General features: G+C 61.6%; 17 protein-coding genes and 2 pseudogenes. 8 read left to right on the top strand and 11 right to left on the bottom strand.

Features of this window, described 5'->3' with window-relative positions:
• On the top strand, positions 1-1053 hold a 1053-nt coding region (locus ACUXH0_RS25505), incomplete at its 5' end, for an HAD-IC family P-type ATPase (RefSeq protein ID WP_476196441.1).
• 57 nt (positions 1054-1110) lie between these two features.
• Here the strand turns inward: ACUXH0_RS25505 and ACUXH0_RS25510 are convergent.
• The 4 genes from ACUXH0_RS25510 to ACUXH0_RS25525 all read right to left on the bottom strand — a co-directional run bounded on the left by ACUXH0_RS25510 (position 1111) and on the right by ACUXH0_RS25525 (position 4751).
• Positions 1111-1413 (bottom strand): zinc ribbon domain-containing protein, encoded by a 303-nt coding sequence (locus ACUXH0_RS25510; RefSeq protein ID WP_008650724.1) that lies wholly within the window; start codon positions 1411-1413, stop codon positions 1111-1113.
• Positions 1414-1645: 232 nt separating this feature from the next.
• Positions 1646-2767, bottom strand: a complete 1122-nt coding sequence (locus ACUXH0_RS25515; protein WP_008650723.1) for a glycosyltransferase family 2 protein — start codon at positions 2765-2767, stop codon at positions 1646-1648.
• Positions 2764-3147, bottom strand: coding sequence for a GtrA family protein (locus tag ACUXH0_RS25520; protein ID WP_008650722.1), 384 nt, complete (start codon positions 3145-3147; stop codon positions 2764-2766). The genes ACUXH0_RS25515 and ACUXH0_RS25520 overlap by 4 nt, the downstream gene beginning before the upstream one ends.
• Entirely contained in the window at positions 3144-4751 is a 1608-nt protein-coding gene (locus ACUXH0_RS25525) for a glycosyltransferase family 39 protein (RefSeq protein ID WP_008650720.1), read from the bottom strand. The genes ACUXH0_RS25520 and ACUXH0_RS25525 overlap by 4 nt, the downstream gene beginning before the upstream one ends.
• 849 nt (positions 4752-5600) lie before the next feature.
• On the opposite strand from ACUXH0_RS25525, the gene ACUXH0_RS25530 reads away from it, so the two are divergent.
• Both ACUXH0_RS25530 and ACUXH0_RS25535 read left to right on the top strand, forming a co-directional pair.
• Positions 5601-5927: a helix-turn-helix transcriptional regulator gene (locus ACUXH0_RS25530; protein ID WP_049768032.1), complete on the top strand. Its 327-nt coding sequence runs from the start codon at positions 5601-5603 to the stop codon at positions 5925-5927.
• A gap of 98 nt (positions 5928-6025) precedes the next feature.
• Entirely contained in the window at positions 6026-6589 is a 564-nt protein-coding gene (locus tag ACUXH0_RS25535) for a mechanosensitive ion channel family protein (RefSeq protein WP_012435773.1), read from the top strand.
• Between the two features lie 145 nt (positions 6590-6734).
• On the opposite strand, the gene ACUXH0_RS25540 is transcribed toward ACUXH0_RS25535, so the two are convergent.
• Positions 6735-6812 carry a YHYH domain-containing protein gene (locus tag ACUXH0_RS25540; RefSeq protein ID WP_223819874.1) on the bottom strand — a complete coding sequence of 26 codons (78 nt, stop codon included), beginning with the start codon at positions 6810-6812 and terminating at the stop codon, positions 6735-6737.
• Between the two features lie 205 nt (positions 6813-7017).
• Here ACUXH0_RS25540 and ACUXH0_RS25545 point away from each other — a divergent pair.
• Both ACUXH0_RS25545 and ACUXH0_RS25550 read left to right on the top strand, forming a co-directional pair.
• A protein-coding gene (locus ACUXH0_RS25545; protein ID WP_404944692.1) for an IS3 family transposase occupies positions 7018-8165 on the top strand; the annotation gives its coding sequence in 2 pieces (ribosomal slippage) (positions 7018-7261 and positions 7261-8165; 1149 coding nt in all).
• A 178-nt stretch (positions 8166-8343) separates the two neighbouring features.
• Positions 8344-8811, top strand: a pseudogene (locus ACUXH0_RS25550) (phage integrase family protein); the annotation flags it as partial.
• Positions 8812-9111: 300 nt separating this feature from the next.
• On the opposite strand, the gene ACUXH0_RS25555 reads toward ACUXH0_RS25550, so the two are convergent.
• Genes ACUXH0_RS25555 through ACUXH0_RS25570 form a run of 4 tightly spaced genes read right to left on the bottom strand, consistent with a single transcriptional unit; the run spans position 9112 to position 14664 of the window.
• Positions 9112-9474 carry a hypothetical protein gene (locus ACUXH0_RS25555; protein WP_092582950.1) on the bottom strand — a complete coding sequence of 121 codons (363 nt, stop codon included), beginning with the start codon at positions 9472-9474 and terminating at the stop codon, positions 9112-9114.
• Positions 9471-11366 (bottom strand): integrase, encoded by a 1896-nt coding sequence (locus ACUXH0_RS25560; RefSeq protein WP_092582951.1) that lies wholly within the window; start codon positions 11364-11366, stop codon positions 9471-9473. The genes ACUXH0_RS25555 and ACUXH0_RS25560 overlap by 4 nt, the downstream gene beginning before the upstream one ends.
• On the bottom strand, positions 11363-13243 hold the full coding sequence (locus ACUXH0_RS25565; RefSeq protein WP_092582952.1) for an integrase: 1881 nt from the start codon (positions 13241-13243) through the stop codon (positions 11363-11365). Before ACUXH0_RS25565 ends, ACUXH0_RS25560 begins: the two co-directional genes overlap by 4 nt.
• Entirely contained in the window at positions 13240-14664 is a 1425-nt protein-coding gene (locus ACUXH0_RS25570) for a site-specific integrase (RefSeq protein WP_259393703.1), read from the bottom strand. Before ACUXH0_RS25570 ends, ACUXH0_RS25565 begins: the two co-directional genes overlap by 4 nt.
• Before the next feature lie 114 nt (positions 14665-14778).
• Between ACUXH0_RS25570 and ACUXH0_RS25575 the strand changes: the two are divergent.
• A pseudogene (locus ACUXH0_RS25575) lies at positions 14779-15801 on the top strand (tyrosine-type recombinase/integrase); the annotation flags it as partial.
• Between the two features lie 84 nt (positions 15802-15885).
• Here the strand turns inward: ACUXH0_RS25575 and ACUXH0_RS25580 are convergent.
• On the bottom strand, positions 15886-16482 hold the full coding sequence (locus ACUXH0_RS25580) for a hypothetical protein (protein ID WP_157774032.1): 597 nt from the start codon (positions 16480-16482) through the stop codon (positions 15886-15888).
• A gap of 437 nt (positions 16483-16919) precedes the next feature.
• Between ACUXH0_RS25580 and ACUXH0_RS25585 the strand changes: the two genes are divergently transcribed.
• Together ACUXH0_RS25585 and ACUXH0_RS25590 are read left to right on the top strand one after the other, a co-directional pair.
• A complete protein-coding gene (locus ACUXH0_RS25585; RefSeq protein WP_012755731.1) occupies positions 16920-17213 on the top strand; it encodes an H-NS histone family protein in 294 nt (97 codons plus the stop codon).
• A gap of 176 nt (positions 17214-17389) precedes the next feature.
• Complete coding sequence (locus ACUXH0_RS25590) at positions 17390-18283, top strand: tyrosine-type recombinase/integrase (protein ID WP_012755730.1); 894 nt, start codon at positions 17390-17392, stop codon at positions 18281-18283.
• Positions 18284-18382: 99 nt separating this feature from the next.
• Here ACUXH0_RS25590 and thpR read toward each other — a convergent pair whose 3' ends face one another.
• The gene (gene thpR / locus ACUXH0_RS25595; RefSeq protein WP_012755729.1) at positions 18383-18961 is read right to left on the bottom strand and encodes an RNA 2',3'-cyclic phosphodiesterase; all 579 of its coding nucleotides are present in this window, start codon (positions 18959-18961) and stop codon (positions 18383-18385) included.
• Positions 18962-19289 lie beyond the last annotated feature (328 nt).

Below are 19289 nucleotides of genomic sequence, written 5' to 3' on the forward strand. Positions count from 1 at the left end.
CAAATATGGCATTGGGCGGCTTTACCCCGAAGCAGCGGCTGGCCATGGCCGCTTAGTTTCTACTTCTGCCGACTGTGGAAAACGGGGGCATTACCACTGAAAGCCATTGCATTCGATAAGACGGGGACGCTGACGGAGGGGCGCCCCCGTATTACCGATGTGATGGTCGCCGAAGGAGTAGCTGAAGCGGAATTGTTGAGCGTAGCGGTCGCCGTGGAGTCGCTCAGCGACCACCCGTTGGCTGCGGCCATTGCCCGCGATGGCCGCAAGCGCCTGGAAGGCAGTTCCATCCCGGAAGCGTCTCATCTCCAAAGCTTGACCGGACGCGGGGTCACGGCGACGTTGTGCGGTAAGACCGTCTGGATTGGCAAGCCTGACATGTTCGGCGCCGACGGGATTGCACCGCTTAGCGAATCGATGGCGAGCGCAGTGCAGACGCTGCGCAGCACTGGCCGCACGACAATGATCGTCAGGCAGGGAGATCGGGACCTCGGCGCCATTGGGCTGATGGACACGCCGCGCGCCTCGGCGCGCGCTGCCCTCGAGGCACTGCGCAGGCTGGGTATCACACGCATGATCATGATCTCCGGCGATCACCAGCGCGCAGCCGAAGCCGTCGCCAAGGACGTAGGTATCGATGAAGCCTGGGGCGATCTGATGCCTGAGGACAAGGTCAAAGCCATCCAGACGTTGCGCGCGGAAGCCAAAGTGGCCATGGTCGGCGACGGCGTCAACGACGCGCCGGCAATGGCCAACGCCACGGTGGGCATCGCAATGGGTGCGGCAGGTTCAGATGTGGCACTGGAAACGGCGGATGTTGCGCTGATGGCCGACGACCTCCAACACCTGCCTTTTGTGGTCGGTTTAAGCCGACATACGCGGGCCATCATCCTTCAGAACGTGTATATCAGCCTCGGCGTCGTGGCGTTCCTTCTGCCAGCCACGATCCTCGGCCTCGGTATCGGGCCCGCCGTGGCCATGCATGAGGGGTCGACGCTGATCGTCGTGTTCAATGCGCTTCGACTGCTAGCCTATCGCGACAAATCCCCATGACGGGCCCCGGCCGCAATGATGGCGATGCCAGATGCGGCGGCAGCTATGGCCGCCGACTCATTTGGCGGCATTGCCGCAACTTCCACAGAACTTTGCGTCGCGTGGGAGTAAGGTGCCGCATCGACTGCACGGCGCCGGAGCCAGTGAACTGCCGCATTGCTGGCAGAAGCGCGCGCCCTGGGCGCTCACCGTGCCGCAGTTGGGGCAGTGGACGCCGGCGGGGCTTTGTGGTGGCAAAGGATTCCCATAGCCGTAGCTGCCGCCACCATCATGATGACCTCCTCGACGACCGTGCTCACTTCCGCCGCCGTGATGACCGCCGCTGTGACGGCCCATGAGCCTTTCCAAGAAACCCATCATTCCTCCTAAGTGGATGGATCGTCGCTGCGGCCCCGTGGTGTCGGGTGCTGCGACGACTTGCGCTGCTACGCGTCAGCCAATGCCTGTAGTAAATAGTCTGTAGTGACTACAGGGTCAATGGTCGGTGGATGCGAAGAACGGAATAAGTTGAATACGAGGCTCTTTCTTTCGAAAACGTCATGATCCCGATAGTTGCTGGCCATGTCGTGAGAGCGCATGGAAGGCGGGCTGTCTATCGGCTTGGCGCAAGGGTTTCCGTGAGGATGGCATCCCGCTGAGGAGCCTCGGGGAGGCCAGGAGCTTTGCCTTCCGGGCATCCGGGTGCGTGAAAGATTGCTGCAGGCGGGGTGCCACCCCGTGTCGCTGCGGCCACCTGCCCCGGCTCAGCGGTGGGGGTGCCGGGGCCGATCGGCGCCGTATAGCTTGCCACCAGATACACCGGCCGCCGCTTGACTTCATTGAACAGACGCCCAACATATTCCCCGAGCACGCCTAGGAAAACCAGTTGCAGGCCGCCCAGCAGAAGCAGGGCGGTCATCATGGATGGGTAGCCGTGTACGGGGTCGCCGTAGAGCAGCGTCTTGCCAACGATGAAGGCGGCCATGCCAAAGGCGGGAACGGCAACAAGCAGGCCGATCGAGGTTGCAAACTTGAGCGGCACGGTGGAAAAGGCAGTGATGCCATCCACGGCAAAACGCAACAGCTTGCGGTAGTTGAACTTGGTCGTCCCGGATGCCCGCGCGTCACGCCGATACAAGACGGCCGTCTGCCGGAATCCTATCCAGGCATACAGCCCCTTCATGAAGCGGTGCTGCTCCCGGAGTTGTCCGAGTGCGGCAACGGCACGACGGCTCATGACGCGGAAGTCGCCGGTGTCGGCCGGAATCTCCGTATCGCTGAGCTTGCCCATCAGGCGGTAAAACCAGTGCGCGGTGAACTTCTTGAGGAACGATTCGCCATCCCGGGAAGTGCGCGTGGCGTACACCACGTCGAACCCCTCGCGCCATTTCTCGATCAACGACGGAATCAGTTCGGGCGGATCCTGCAGATCGGCGTCGATGATCACAACGGCGTCGCCGCTTGCCACGTCGAGGCCCGCCGTTAGCGCGGCTTCCTTGCCGAAGTTGCGACTCAGCTCGACAATGCCGACGCGCGCTTCGGCCGCCTTGAGATTGTGTGCAACCGCCAGTGATCGATCGCGGCTGCCATCGTCCACGTAGATAATCTCGTAGTCCGATGCCAATCCATCCATCACGCGGAGAAGCCGAAAGTGAAACTGTGGCAGGACAGCTTCTTCATTGAAGAGCGGTACGACGACCGAGATCTTCTCTGGCAGCAGGCTGGCGGCATTCATCGCATCGCTCCATTCATGAACGTCCAATTTGCATGGAGTACGTAGTTGACCAACATGACGAAAATTGTCGAGAGGATTTGAGCAACCAGGTAGTGAAGCCCCAATGCTAGTCCAGCCCACATCAGAAGTGAGTTAAGAAAGAACGCCAGCGCGGAAACGAGAATGAACCGTCCGAAAGTGGCGCGTTGTGGTCGGACTGGTGTGAACACCCATCGGCTGCTGATGCAGTAGTGCGTCAGAAGGCCTGCAACACTGCCGGCGGCAGACGCCGGTAGCGCTGCAACCCCGAAACCGACCAGCGTGATCAGTGTTGCGTAGTGTGTAGCGGTTGCCGTCGCCCCCGCGCCCAGAAACCGTACAAATCGTGATGGGATGTTCATGGTTTTTGCACCAGAACGTTGACGCCATGTCGTCCGATCACAGTTGTGTTGCCGCCGAGCAGCGGTCTCAGTCGATGAAACGTCTCGTGCCGCATGACCGCGAGCTTGTGACCAGGGGTCAGCCATCGCTGCGCAAAAGCTTCTTCATTAGCAATCCACTTGTCGGGCTCGACCGAGAAGCCGAGATCCAGCTCGGATCTGGCCCCGACAATGATCGGTTCTCGTTCGGCGTAAAACGCCAGACCTCGGTCAATCTGGCCCACGTTGAACAGTTGTGTGTTGTCGCGGGACGCCGCCTTGGCTTCCAAGCCAAGTGGTTTGATGGAGAGGGACCCAAACGCCCGAGACGCCATCAAGCCAGCCTGAAGGCTGGCCAGCGTCGCCAGCGAAGCGACGGCAACCGCGCAGAGCCTGTGGCCGCGCAGGGCGATCCCAAAGGCCAGGAAGCCACCGATGACCAGAATGCCCATCGTGATGGCGCCCCAGGTATGCAATGAGGCCGGATTGCTGATATTGAGCTTCAGTACCGCATTCGACATTGTCGGATGCCATAGCAGCACGGCGATGGCAACGCCGAGCACAGGCATGGCAAGAAAGCTTGCCGCCAGTGTGGGGCGGGCTGCAGTCATGGATCTGTACGCGAGCAAGACGGCCACCGGTGGTAAGGCGGGCAGGATATAGAGCGGCAGCTTCGAGCGCGAAATCGAAAAGAAGGCAATGACAACGACTACCCACAGCGACAGAAACAGTCGTGCGTCGAAGCCAGGCGTTGCCTGTGCGCTGCGAGAGCGGAGTGCGATAGCACGGGGAATCAAGCCCATGAACGGCAGGACGCCTGCCGCACCAACGGCCAGGAAGAACCAGAATGGCTTGTCCCGCTCGTGAACCGAGGACGAGAATCTCGCGAAGTGTTCGTGGATGAAGAAGTAATTCAGAAATTCGGGGTTGCGCTGGGACACCACGACAAACCAAGGCATGGTGATGGCCACCGCAAGCAGGCTCCAGCGCCAGAATCTCGCGCTAAAAAATGCGGAAAATTGTCGAGTGACCGCCCCGTATAGCAGCAGCGTGATTCCTGGCAGTACCAGGGCAATCAGGCCTTTGGCAAGAAATGCCAGACCGACCAACAACCAGATCAGGGGGTATAAGCGAGGTTCCCGATTCTGGTAGGCCACGGCGAAAACGAGAGCGGCACTGCCGAGCAGTGCGCCGACACCAATGTCTGTTGTTGTCAGATTCGAGCCGAGAATCCAGAGGGGAGCGCCGATGAGCACCAGCGCTGAGGCGAGGCCTATGCGCGTGTCATAGAGCGATCGCGCCGCCCACCATGCGGCGAGTGCGCCCAGCAGTCCCACAAGCGCACTCCAGATCCTTGCTGTCCACTCGGACGGCCCGAAGAGCGTATAGGCGCTGGCGGTCGCCCAATACTGCAGGGGCGGCTTGTCGAAGAACTTGATGCCGTTCAACCGCGGCGTGACCCAATCGCCGGAGACGAACATCTCGCGCGGAACCTCGGCGTAACGACCCTCGTCGGGTTCATAGAGGGGACGCACGGATAGCGTGGACATCCAGAGGACCACCGTGAGTGCGATGGTCAAAGCCATGAAAATCTGTCGCTTCAAGAGACTGCCCGTCCAGGTGTGCGGTGGCCACTGCTACCGCGCTTGGTCAAATGCTCTCAGGGCGCAACGACATAGATGCCGGATGTGGTTCGTCGCCGTCGTGATGTTGGATCATGGAGCAGTTCACGCGGCGCCGCTTGACGCCCCACGAGCCGAGGATGCGATTCACGCGGGAGTCCGAAGGATGGCGACTTGGCCAGCAGAGAGCGAACAGCGGGATTCTAGGGCGCTCACCTGTCGGGGGGATTACGAGATGATGACGGCGCAGTCCGCCGTCGAGTGCTTTGCGGCAGAAGAAGTTGCCTGACGAAGCGTCAGCGTTAGCTCATGGTAACCCAAGTGCTTCGGAGAACGGGCGTCGGGTTCGATGCGTTGGTGCGTAACCATTCGGCAATGTCGCCGCAATGTTCTGCATAGTAAACTTGACGCCCCGCAGTTGTCAGCGGGCCTCATCACCCTTAGTGCTCAAGCCTAGGAAGTCGCTTTCCATCAGATGTTCTTAGGCGCAGCCTCTTTCGAAGGTGCTTGTCTTTCGCGCTGCGCTTAGATCCGGGGTGTTCGTTGTCAACCCCAAAAAGTCGCAAGGACTTCGCTGCTATGCGGTCGAGACTGACGGCACTTCTGATGGCAATCTCGACCTATCAGGCGTGGGATTTCTACCACCTTGCAACGCGAACACCGGACGCTCATGTCGTCGCCGACGCAGTCGCGTAGGTAGTGGGCGGCCTCGCGATCCTTTGGTTCGTGATTCGAAAACGGTGTCGTCGTGTCAGCCCAAACCGACCTGTTTCTGAGGCGCTACCTGGCGCAGCCAAGGTACGAGGGCAGGTGATGGCGGAACGAAACGAGGTGGCAATTCAGGCGACGCGGCAGTTGTTGCAGTCGATGCTGCTGCAGTTCGAGCGCTGGAAATATACGCCATCGGAAACGGAAGTGGCGATGCTTCTCATAAAAGGGTTGACCCTTGAAGAGTGCGCTCACTCGCTAGCGTGGCATGATGTGACGGTGCGGACAATTGCCGCGGGCGTATTCGCCAAGGCGAACCTCAGCAATCGCCATCAATTTGCCGCCTACTTTTTCGGTGATCTGTTGGTTGAGCCGATCGAGCCTGCACCTCGATCAAAAACCGGTGAGTGTAGGCACGACGCCGGCATGTAAGTTGTCGCGCTTGACCTTCAAGCAAAGACCGGAACGGTAAAAATCCGATTATTGGTATCTGTGCCACAGTACGGTGCTGTGGCTGTATCTCTATTTCGATGAACAAACTTCTTCAAGCTATACACGAAAGCTTGCCGCAGTGGCTGGCAGATTGGTTCGACATTCTTGTTCCCGCTATCGAGGTCGTGCTGATTGCGGCTGGCGCATGGTTAGCAGTGCGCATCGCGCGGCGGTTGCTTAGAAAGCTGACCAATACATATTCTCTGCCAGGAAAAGTTGCGGCGCTGTCTTTGCGTGTGGTCGCGACCATCGTGTACGTAGCTGCCACGCTCTGGGCTCTGGAGCGAATGGGCGTGTCTGGAACCGTCCTGTGGACCGCATTCACGGGATTTGCCACTGTCGGGGCGGTCGCGTTTTTCGCCGCGTGGAGTGTACTCTCGAACCTGTTCTGCGCGCTCCTGATATACGTCACCGGTGCGTTCCGCATTGGGGATGTTGTGGAGCTTCTTGAGAACGGGGAAAAGCCGGGAATTAAGGGCCGTGTGCTCGACGTAAATCTCGTCTATACCACCTTACTGGAAACAACAGTCGAAGGACAAGAGGTGGTGCTGCAGCTGCCGAACAGTCTGGTGTTTCAACGTGTGCTACGAAGGTGGAAGTAACCGCAAGGGTGGCGCGGTCAGGCAAGGACGGAGACCGGCGCAAGAAGGGAAGCCCCGCTTCGCTTTTTTGAGGCCGAGCAAACTACTCAAGACCTTAAGCCGCTGGCGTCCGCGATGTCGGCGGACGCCGCAATACTGCTTGACTTCAGTGGCAGTGACGAATGCCGGTCTTGTGGTCCATATGGCAGCCTTGGCTGTCAGTCCCACCACTATGCGCCCACACGCCGCCCGACGCACAGGCCAGAACGGCCGTGAGAATGATGGTGATCCGTTTCAAGAAAGGTCTCCCTGGAGTGTTGGTTAGCGGTCTCAGTCTGCCGCAAGTTCCACACTATCATCACTGCGATTGCCAGCCCTCCCCGCCGCGGTAGTGGTACGTCCCCGGTCTTGTAGACACCTGATAGGGTGTTTTTGAGACTGGAGGAAGCATGAAAAGCAAGCGATATACGGATGAGTTCCGGGCCGAGGCGATCAAGCAGGTGACCGAACGCGGTTACCCGGTGGCGGAAGTGGCGCAGCGGCTGGGGGTGTCGAGCCACAGCCTGTACGAGTGGCTTCGCCGCAGCGGGGTCAGCCGGCAGGCACGCAAGACGCAGCAGGATGCCGATCTGCAGCGCGAGAACCAACAACTGCGCGCCGAACTTCGCCGTGTCGAGGAGGAGCGCGACATCCTAAAAAAGGCCGCCGCGTACTTTGCCAGGGGGTAAGGGCAAGGTACGGGTTCATGCATGCGCACCAGCACGAGTTCCGGATCACGACGATGTGCCGGGTCCTGAAGGTCGAACGCAGCGGCTACTACGCCTGGCTGGCCAAGCCCCGCTCGGCCAGGTCGATTGAGGATGCACGCTTGCTCAAGCTGATCGAAGAAGCCTATCTGGCCAGCGGCGGCGTGTACGGCAGCCGCAACATTCATCGTGATCTCATCGAAGCCGGCGAACGTGTCGGCAAGCACCGGGTTGCACGCCTAATGCGCGAGAACGGCTTACGCTCGGTGCGGTCGCCGCAACGCCGCCGCTACAAGACGGGTAAACCGTCAGTGGTAGCGCCCAACCGGCTGCAGCGGCAGTTCACCGTGCCCGAGCCGGATCACGCCTGGGTCACGGACATCACTTACCTGCGCACGGCCGAAGGCTGGCTGTACCTGGCGGTGGTGCTGGATCTGTACTCCCGTGCGGTCATCGGCTGGTCGATGAAACCGACGTTGGCGCGGGAGTTGGCGCTGGATGCACTGCTGATGGCGATCTGGCGCCGCAGGCCGACGCGAACGGTCACGATCCACTCCGATCAGGGCGTGCAGTACGGAAGCGACGACTGGCAGCGGTTCTGCCGCGAACACGGGTTGGAGGTGAGCATGAGCCGGCGTGGCAACTGCTGGGACAACTCGGTGGCCGAGTCGTTCTTCAGCAGCTTGAAGAAGGAACGAATCCGGGGCAAGGTCTATCCGTCACGGAACGATGCCAGGTCAGACGTGTTCGACTACATCGAGGTGTTCTACAACCGACAGCGCCGCCACGGGCACAATGGCGACCTGTCTCCCATGGCTTTCGAGGAAGCTCACCCAACTCGATCGCTGTAACTGTCTACAGAACCGGGGACGTACCATAGGGCTGTTGCGGCTGTGTCACAACTGTCTGCGCTCGCTACGGCCAACGCACCTCAGCAACTTAACGAAAATGCTGACGGCCGCTGGCGCCCAAGTTTGTAGGTGAATCGACGCATAGCGTCCCCGCAATCCCGATGGCCTCGCCGATGGCCAGGCCATCAGGGTTCTGCGTGCTCTGCCTGCGCCGCAGCCACAGGTCACCGACGACATTGAACTGTGGCTGGCACCGCGGGCCGTGCGCGCATTGCGAGCCCACGGCATTTCCACACTGGCGGACCTGACCGTGCGCGTGCCGCGCCGGCGCCGCTGGTGGGGCGCGATCCCGGGGCTGGGGCAAGCGAGCGCGCGGCACATCGAGGCCTTCTTCCACGCCCATCCGCGGTTGACGGAGCGTGCGCGTGCCCTGATCGTCGGCGCGCCGCCAGGCGAGGTGGTCCCGTGGGAGCGGCTGAAACTGCCCGACGAGGTGGACGGCTCGCGAGGCAGCTTCCGGGCACCGCGACAGGCCTGCACGCTCGACGCATCGAACGACTACGAAGCCGTGCAGGCCTTACGCGCAAGAGAAAGAAAATGGACATCAGCCGGAGCCTTGAAAATACTGGGATCGGCAGTCAGCAGGATGTCCATTTGGCTAGCCGAAAAAGTGGACAGAACGACGATCGGGTGTCCATCTTCCGCCGCAAGTTTCGCATGGTCGGAGCGTGTCAAACCATCGCGCGTCAAGGGTTCACTTCGCCGGGCTTCGCCCTCCCTTGACCCGTTCATCGGTGTCACAGAATCACGATCGGATTTGATGCGACACCACGCCGGGGTGCCCCGTAGCGAGAACCTTCGCGAGCACCAAGTCGACGCACTCAAGACACCCGACGCAGGTAAAGCAGCCCAAGTGCCCGTTTCGAGCGAAAACGCCCGCCCCGATCTAGCGCGGGTGCAGGGGCAGGACGCTACCGCCTCGTAGCGCGGCCAGTTCCTTGCGCAGGCTGAACACCTGCCGCAGCAGTGCGAGCTCACGAGCCAGTGACTCGTCAAGTTGTGCCTGCAGATCCTTCGCGTCGCCTTTCGCCCGGTCCAGACGCTCGGCCAGTTCGAGCTTCGGGCGCCCGGCTACCGCGTTGGCTGCATCGATCGCGTCAATCAGTGCTGTGAACTGCGGGCGCGACTTCTTGATGCTGCCCTTCTTGCGGCCCGCCTCGATCGCCACGGTGTCATTGTTGATACGCACTCCTTTTCGTTTCTTCAGCCGCTCAAGGGCGGCGTAGTAGTCGGTCATGGCGTCGCTCATGCTGCCTCCGGTTTGATCAGTTTCTCCTGCGCGTCAAGCAGTCGTTGCAGCGTCTGCGCCTCGATACGGTATTCGACGCTTGTCTCATCAACTGCGCGCAGCTTCCCGACCGTAGCCTGCTGCGCCTTGATCACTCGCTGAAGCTTCGACGGCACGACGATGAGATTACGGCAGTTCGATTCAAGACAATCCAGACGCATCCAGTCGAGCGGTGTCGACCTGCAGGGCTCGACGCTGGCGCAGCCGCCCAGCACCGTCTCGCGATATGCGAGTTCACCCTTCTCAAACTTTCTGATCGTTTGCTCGCGCGAGTAGACCGACACAGGCGAGGCCTGCACGGCACGGCTCTGCGTCCACGCTGCGTGCCCGCCGAACAGCCGCTCGTCAGCGAACAGCACCTGCTCGGCGTACGCGAGATACTCGGACAGGCCCTGCGTCTCGGCCCATTCCTTCGCGAAGTGGCGCTTGTCGGTGTCGATGAAACCCTTCGCGAACGCCGAGCCGCGCGCATAGTAGGTGCTCATCTCGTGCGTGAGGTGCTGCAGCTGACGTTTGAGCGTAGGTAGCGTCACGAGGCCGCTCCGATGGGCGTAGAGGGCTAGGCTCCGGCGAAGCTGGTGGCGAGTGAACGGCCACTGCTGCCCGAGCGCGTACTTCGGCTCGTCTTCCCACGCGCGGTGCATGTCGACCCGCTTCAGCTCGGCGATGTCCTCGAATGTGATCGTCGGAAAGACGCGCTCACGAAAGGCTTCGATATAGTTAGCGACTTTACTTGCCGCCCGGTTTGCCACGTATCCATGACGCGGGCCTATCGGCAGACCCATCCGGCAGAACAGCAGGTGCGAACCGTCCGTCGATTCGGCGTAGCCTTGCGCGCCGTGCGCACGGTGCGCCTCGCCCGACAGGCGTTGCGCGAGCCTGATAGCGCGGGCAGCGAGCGGGCTGGTCACCCAGCACGCGCGCCTGGCACGACCGCCCGACAGTTTGGTCGTGACGCCCTCGATGGTGTAGTGCGTCACGCCATCCAGACGGGACTCGCTCAGGCAGTTGTAGGGCAGGGTCTCTGCTTCTGCCGCGCGCATGCCGGTGAACGACAGGATGACAAGCTGACATAGCGCGGTGATCGACGCCACAAGCGACGACACGACGTAACGGGGGTCCTCGCACCGGAAGTGCGTGGCAGTACTTACCAGTTCTGCAGGGACGCCAGGCCTCTCACCAGCGTATACGCGTGCGAGGTAGTCCGACAGAACATCAGCGACGTCTTCAGCGATGCCGAGGTCATGCTGACAGGTCGACAGGAAGTGCTGGTAGATCCGCGTCGGGATGGCAGGGTATTGCGAGTATCCAGCGTGTTGCGCCCAGCGTTTAAGCAGAGGCTTATGTAATTGGACCAGCGGTACGCGCAGCCCTGTGGTCTCGACGCCCAGACGGTGAAGCTTCACCAGAATCGAATGAAGGCGTTGGGCCTTCGACTCCATTCCGGCTTGCGCCGCATAGTCCAGAACAACGGCGACATTGGACAGGCCATCGTAGAGCGTAAGCTGACGTGCGGCGGCAAAGAACGTGAACTCCCTCAGGTTGATTGAACGAGCCTGAAGCGTGCCGGACGCCGGTACCATATCGGTCGCTTCGTGCATCAGAAAGTACATGACCTGCTTCCATTGACGCGTGGTTGCTTCTGAAAGCGCGCGACTCACGCCGTCAGGCAAGTGGCTCCTAAAATAGAGATGCGTGCTGCGTGGCCCAACCGCGTAAGCACGGATGTCCCAGGTATCGTCACCAAACAGCGAAACAGTGTTCCCGGACGTGTCGCGCGTGACGACCGTATCGTCCTCGACCCGATACCAGTCGGGCCGCTCAGCGGTCGGCGCGATCAGTGTGTTGTTCATGCCACTCCCAATTCGTAAAGCTGGTCGAGCTTGGTCGACCAGAAAGCGTCCAGATTCCCCTCAATATCAACGTCATGCTCGATCTGTTCGACCAGCGCGGCATCCCGCCTGCGCAGTTCGTCGAGCAGGAAGTCAACGCGTCGCAGCACCGCACCGAACGATCTGTCATACTGCTCGATCGAGTCAGCACGCCCGCACACGAGTCTGACGCAGTGACGGCAGCTCAGCAGCTTGCGGATGTCGGTCGCGTCAGCGTGCACGCGGTACTGGTCGCAGAAGAGACACCCTTCGGTCGAGCGGCAGTCAGGCTGTACCGTGACCGAAGCCGCGATCGGCGCAGGCTTGTGGAATCCGATGCAGATGCCCACTGCGCTCCCGATGCTGCCCGCCGGGTCGTTGCCTGGCCCCAGCACGGTCTTCTCGACCGAAGCGAGGAACGCCCCCATCTCAGCCTTGTGCGCGGCATCCGTGCCGTTCGAGTACGAGCGCAGCGCCGTCTCCAGCGAGTGCCCCATCAGCTTGGCTGCGATGACGGGGCCGTGGTTGCTCACCGCCCAATCCTGCTTCGCCGCACGCCACTGACGCGCGCCAATGCGCGGCAGCACGATCCCGAGCGTGTCGAGTCGACGGTAAAGCCGCTCCAGGAATTTGGTTGAGAGACCCGTTAGCCGCCGCAGCTGTGCATGATGCCCGACTACGACGAACAACGCGTCCCACTCTGCGTCCTGCACCAGATACTCGCGCAACGCCAGATACGCCCTGAGCTTCGGCATGAAGCCCAGCGAGACGGTGAACGTAATCTCCTTCCCGCCTGCCCGGTACTTGACCTGACGAAACTTCTGACGCGCAACCGACGCATCTTGCAGGCTCGTGGCAAGCTCCGGACTCCACTTCATGGCTAGCAGTTGCGCGAGGTTGATGCCCGTTTCGGCAAGAAACAGCGCGGCGAAGCAAGAGGCCGCTATCGAAGCGTGCGAGCGTCGGATTGACGACTGCGCGTCCGCGTTCGCCGCCGCAAGATGTTTAGCCGCTAACCTGGCGATGTTCCACGAACGCTCACGCGGATTGTTAGCCCCTGCCTCAACCATCCGCGTCCTGAGTTCCTCCCGTGTGCGCGGCTCTCCTGTCTCCAGATTCCAGCCGATCAGGCCGCGCGAGTCGTCGCCGTCACTACGGCCGTAGATGTGCGGAACGAGGCAAAGATTCTCACCTCGTACCGTGGTCACGCGCACGGGGTACGGCTTGAAGTCGAGCACCAGCGTGCTGATGCTGCTGAAGAGCGCGTCGGCCCACGCGAGCAGGGCGGCCTGTGCCTCGGCGTCAGGCACAGCCGTCGGCACCCAGGCATCCTGTTGGTGGCGCAGCACCCTCGCGTCGACGCAGAAGTCGTCGCTTCGGAAGAACTCACGTAGCATCGACAACAGACTGCGCTGATGGCTGGCGACGGAATTGCGGTTCTGGTTGCCCAGCGAGACCTGTTCGCGCCTCTCACGGAAGTACCGATGAACCGCCTCTGCGGTAGCCTTCTCGTCACAGAGCACCTGATGCAAGCCCTGGCTGTCGGCCCAGTTGACGAAATCAAGCACGACGCGCAAATCCATGAAGATCGTCGCCGGACGCCTCGCGCCAAGGGCCATACGCCCGGAAAGCTGGGTCACGAGCAGACGCACGACCCTGGCGCGTTCGCTGCAGAAGCTTGTTGGGTCGAAAGTGCGTCGCGTGCGCTGCGGGCTCGACGTGTCGCGCGTCAGATAGCAGATCTGACCGATATCGGAACGTCCGCTCATGCCTTCCCACCTGAGCAGCGCGCGTTCGGGATGCAGCAGCGTCGTGCCCTCGGCGAGTGGCATGCGCACTTCCTCGTACAGGCGGTTCATGCTGTCTCCACAGTGTCGAGGGTGCGCGTGACCAGCGTCGACAGGTGTGCTCCCCAGCCGTCCTGTACAGCGTCGAACAGCTTGCGATTATCGCGGTAAGCGAGATAGCGTTCAGTCATTGAAGGGTGTATGTGCCACATCAACTGCCGCAACTGATCGAGCGCCCGCGTGTACTTCGTCCCGTTCGCCGTCATCGCGTCGACCATGTTCAGCCCGAAAGTCGCGCGCAGGTCGTGGAAGCTGAACTCGTACCTGGGGTTGTCGAGCCGCACACGCATCATGGGCAACAGTTCGTCCCTGATGAACTGGCGCACGGCCTGCCCAGTCTTGACGTGACGGCGCACGCGCGGGCCAGAGGTGAGCGGGTCGCGCGACGCGCGATCCTCGTAGAGCGGCGCACCGCGATGGCTCAAAAAGAGCGCCTGGTCGAAGACCTGGTCGAAGTGATCGCCGCCATCTGCCATCTGGCGGCGCTTGCGCGCACGATCGCTGTGCACGTAGATGTACAGCCGCTCATAGAAACCGCGCGGAACGTGCAACACGCCCTTAACACCGCCCTTCGTGTCGATGCCGGTACCTGGCCCGCAGGCGAGACGGATGTCGTCGCCGTGAAACCCGTCAGGCTTGCGCATCACGTGTTTCGCACGCACGGTCAGTACCGTCTGGATGCGGGCGCCTGTCAACAGCGCGAACAGATGAACGAGCGTCATCTCGATGTTGCCGAGTGTGGCTAACGATTCAAGCAGCGCCGACTGCTCGGCAGAGGGGAGCGGGCGCAGGCGACCACCGTCCTGGATGTGATCGTCCCACGGGTCTTCTGCGCGCCGGCCACTGATCGACAGGTCCGTGGTCTTGACTTCGATCACGCTGCTGAAGCCCTTCTGGTCCTTGAACTCAATGAAACGATCAGATTCGACCCACGGCGCGTTCGTGGGTCGAAAGCCTGCTTCGGTCATCATCCAGCGATAAAAGCGCACCACGGTGCCCATACGACGCCTGGCAACGCCCGGAGACAGCTCGCCGGCCTGCACGGCCAGCTTGATCGAGCCGCTATATCGGTAGGTCGGACGTTGCCGCTTGTTCACAGGGAAGACGAGCCAGTCGATACCCTCGTCATCCAGATAACGACGGAACGCTACCAGGTCGTCAGCGATGCTGGCTAACGTCAGCATGTTCGGCGACGACTTCGACTCGATCATATCGATGAGCCAGAGGTTCGCCTCAGCCCACGGCGCGCCGTCAGCAAGTCGGACAATGGGAAAGAGAGGAAAGGTGCCAGCGATCCACTTTGGGCGGGTGTCGCGTCGCTTGCCGGTGTCGGGGTCTGCGAGCGGGACCGTGTGATAGATGGTGCCGCCCTCGGGGGTGGTGATACTAACCGGCGTCGCGCCGGGTGTGTCGCGGTCAACGACCTCGGTCAACGGCAGTTGCCGGATGGTCGTTCGTCTTGCTGTCATCGTGCAGATCCTCTGCTGTGTTTGTGCGGGTGTCCGCTTTAACACAGCCTGCGAGTATCAGAGAATCGTTACTGACTTGCGCATAAGGCCTGGCTGGCGCTGCACGAGTCACCGGCTACTCACCGCACCTACCGCAAGGAAGCGGAACGGCTGATCCTGTGGGCCATCGTCGAGCGTCAGCGGCCGCTGTCGTCGTTGACCACCGAAGACGCCGTGGCCTACCGCGCCTTCCTGCGGCGTCCCATGCCACGAGAGCGGTGGGTCGGGCCGCCACGCCCGCGCTCGTCGCCGGACTGGCGGCCGTTCACCGGTGCGCTGGCCGCACGCTCGGTCGCCCATGCGCTGTCCATCCTTGGGGCGATGTTCCGGTGGCTGGTCGAGCAACGCTACGTGCTGGCCAATCCCTTCGCCGGCATCAAGGTGCGCGGCGGCGGCCGCACCGCGGCGCTGGACAATTCGCGCGCCTTTACCGACGGTGAATGGAAGTTGGTGCGGACCATTGCCGACGGGCTCGAGTGGTCCTACGGTTGGGAGGCCGCCGCGGCGCAGCGCCTGCGCTTCGTGCTGGATTTTGCCTATGCGACGGGGCTCCGGCCCAGCGAGCTGGTAGGCGTCACGCTCGGGGATATTCGGGTCGACGCAGAAGGCGATGAATGGCTCGAGCTGACCGGGAAGGGAGGGCGCATCGGCAAGGTGGCCTTGCCGCCGTTGGCCCGGCGGGCCTTGGAGCGCTATCTGTCCGAACGCGGTTTGCCCATCAGCCGGCGCTTGTGGCGTCCGGAGATTCGCCTGGTCGGTGACCTGAGCGACGAGTCCGGCTCAGGAATCACGAGCACGCGCCTTTGGCAGGTCGTGAGGCGGTTCTTCAAGCTGGCCGCTGACATCATTGGTTCGGACCATCCTGCGGCTGCGGACAAGCTGCGCCGTGCCAGTCCGCACTGGATGCGGCATACGCACGCCACGCACGCTCTGGATCGGGGCGCCGAGTTGACCATCGTCCGGGACAATCTGCGGCATGCGTCGGTGTCGACGACTTCGGTCTACCTGCATAGCGATGAAGTCAAACGGGCTCGGCAGATCGGAGAGGCATTTGGGGCTTAAATGACACCGCAAGGGCGCCACAGCGGGCTGTACGGACGAACAAGGGGGGCGCAATCTTGCCCTTAGTTGCCGAGCGGTTCTGGCTCAAAACACGGAGTCCTTCAAGCCGAATCCCCTGGTTGGCATCACGGCGATCGTCATGCTGTCGGCGTGCGGCCCCGCCGCGCACAGGGCGATCGCGCGCCGTGCATGGTGACGGCTGCGCAGATCGACGAACTCGAGCATCAGAAAGGCCAAGCAGATGGCCGCCAGCACCAAACCGCCCACGCCGCCGGAAGTCTTGCCATAGGTGAATGCCGCGACGGCCAGGCTGAATATGGTCACGGTGCCGAAGCAAAATGCCCAGAAGCTAGGCGTCACCTGACCTGGTCGGAGCTCGACGTAAGTGGGCCCGGCGGTAAAGCCCAGGTCCTCATTGAACCGCAGATAAGGCCAACCGGAGGCCGCCCAGCGCGCCAGCAACAGCGCTGCCGAATGCTGCGCGATGTAGCGCAGTTGGGCGACCGAAAAGCTCCGGCCATAGGCTGCATACATCCGTCCGCAATCGGCCAGCGTCGGTGCGGCAGGGGCCATCACCTCCCACGCGCGCGCTACCGCATCCGGATTTTGCACACATGGCTCGCGCGCCAGCCAAGACAGTAATTGCACGCCCTGTGACCAGGGCACCGCCGAAGATTCCATGTCCGCCCTCGGTATTGTCTGCCACGCCACGGCAGTGTCCTAAAGTAACTTTGCGTCACTTTACACGGCTAGCAAAGAGGCCGACAACTCGGACAGGGGTATCTCGCAGGCGGGGGGCGCGAGCACGTGCAAACGGTAGAGAGAGCACACGGCGCTCCCGGCATAGTCGCCGGCTGTGCCGTCATCGAAACTGCCAGCCTCCGAAAGGTGAGCGCCTAGGGGCGGGTAACAAATTTATGCAAAAACGGGTAACAAATTTATGCAAATTAACGGGCCAGTCGGCTCAAGCCGAGGGCATCACATTTGTCATTTAACATAATAGTTATTATGTGATCTGAAAAGCACAAATGCTGTTTCATTGCGAACGCTGCGCCCACGTGACGCGCGGCCGTAATCTGTGCTTGAATCGGCACCTGATTGCCCAGGAACCGACTTCCATGACCAGCTACAAAGACATCGTCAAACAGATTGCCGCCCTCCAGAAGGAAGCAGAAGCTCTCAGGCAGAAGGAAATGCAAGCGGCAATCGTGGATATTCACGAGAAGATCGATCTGTACGGGCTCACGGCATTGGATCTCGGCTTCAAGGGCGACGGCGCGGCGAGAAGCAAGCCGCCGGCCAAATACCGGGATGAGGCGGGTAATTCCTGGACGGGACGTGGCAAGAGGCCAGGATGGCTGGTTGCCCATCTGAGTGCTGGCCGCCAGATCGAAGAGTTTCTGACCGCCTAATGCGATCTGGCTGCCGAATGACGTGGGCGACGGCACTGCCATCTCGTTGACAAGGGCTTCTTCGCGGCTAACTTGGTCCAAGAAGGCATATGCCCCTCCCCTGTGGAGGCGGGGTTTCGGCGAAGCCGAAATGTGGTCGTAGCTGTACTTCAGTATATAGCAGGCCGTAAATTGCGATGGACACACTTTGGCTGAACAATCCGGAACGCGCTTACGCTGATTGGCAGGAGCGGGAGGCCGAAGGCGTCGACGGCCAGCACTTCTCGGCACGCTCGCGTGCCCAGCATCAGGCGATGTTCGAGAAATTCCTGCGCTACCTTCGCGAGACGGGCCGCGACCTGGCCAACTACGGAGACGAGCACGTAGCGGCATTTTGTGAATCGGTCGGCGCCCGATCGGCCGCGACAAGGATGCGGTACCTGAAGCTGCTTGACCGCGTCGGCCGGCAACTCGTGCGCGCCGATGTCCGAGTGTCAAATCCGGCTTCGGAGCAGTTGCGCACGGGCCATTGGCCTGATGAGGATCAGCCCCTGTTCCTCCCCGAAGACAAGGACGCACTGCTGCAGGCCTACACGCAGCCAGCGCCCGATGACGGATTGCGAGAAGTCCGAGGGCGCGCGGTCGTAGCGCTCTACCTGGCGACCGGCGTGACACTGTCGGAAGGCATTGCCACTGAGCTAGATGACCTGCAGCTCGATGCCACTCTGCCCTACCTGCACATCAAAGCGAAGGCGGCGCGCGGTGCTCGAACGGTCCCCATCACACCATTCGCAATACCGGCGCTGCGGACGTGGCTCACCAGACGGGCAGCAGAGGGTACCCAGGGCCAAGCCTTGCTCACGTTGCACACGGACGGGTCGCGGATCAATGAGGCCAGTGTCGGGCGAATCGTTAAATCCGCACTGACCACAATCGATTTCGTTGCTTCCGATATGAGCCCGCGCGTCCTGCGCAATACGGTCTGCCGGCGCCTGCTCCTCGATGGAGTCGACTATGTCGAAGTGAACCGAATCCTGGGGCTCTCCAGCGTTCGCACTGTCGATCGGATTGCCGCGACCATTGAGCGCTGAACAGTCCGCCGTGTCGCCAGACATCGAACTGGCATTGTTGGTCCAGAATATCGCCGCCTAACCGCACCCCACCGACGACCACCGGAGGCGGCCGCATCTTCAGTTCGGGCGAAACTCCATGGTCGCCAGCCTCTCATAGGCTGGCCCCTCCGCCGGCGACCGACTGACAAACAGAGAGACACTACCGAACTGCAGGTGCGCGCCATCGAGCGCCCGGGCGGCATTGTCCACCGCGGCCAAGCATCGCGCAGTTGCCGCATGTGCGCCAACTCTCGCGAGCGTGACATGCGGGTGAAATGCTCGCGTTTCCGCGCGATAGCCGGCTTCGCGCGCGAGGGCCTCCAAGCGCGTCGCCATATCCTGCGCCCATATGGCGAACTTCGCGGTGACCACGATCACACGGGGGTGCGCTGGCGCTGGCCAGATTGCAACGCCGTCGATCGGCAGTGGCGCTGCATCCCGGGCGAGCATGTCGAACTGCTGCAGCGTGTGCTTCCAGTGCTGCACCTGATCCTCAGGCGTTGCCCCCAAGAAGCGTAGCGTTGCGTGCCATTGTTCCGGGGGTAGCCAACGCGCCCCACTCCAATGGACGTCCCGCAGACAGACCTGCGCGCGCCGCAAGACCGCAACCGTCTCGGGCGTGGGATCGAGCGCAATAAACAGGCGGAAGTTGGACATGGCCAAGCTGCGAAAGCGAGCTGACACGAGGCGGCTTTGGGGCTAAAGCACGGCGCATTGACAACCGATTGCTCTTGTCAGAATAGGTCAGACAGGCAACGGAACGAAGGCGCTCCGTGCCCCCACCCGTGTAACCAGGATGCCCATGAAGCGATTTGCAGCCGCTCTTATTCTCGGGGTAAGCGTCCTTTTCGTGCAAAATCTGGCGGTTCCGTCTGAGTTTTCCTTGTAGATCAGTGGCTTGGAAATTCAGCGATTTCGCGACAGTCGTCCTTTTTGTGCGGAATCTGGCGGTTTCATACTGCTGGCCCAGGCAAACCTAGCTGTG

Source organism: Ralstonia sp. 110700041-2, assembly GCF_056280165.1.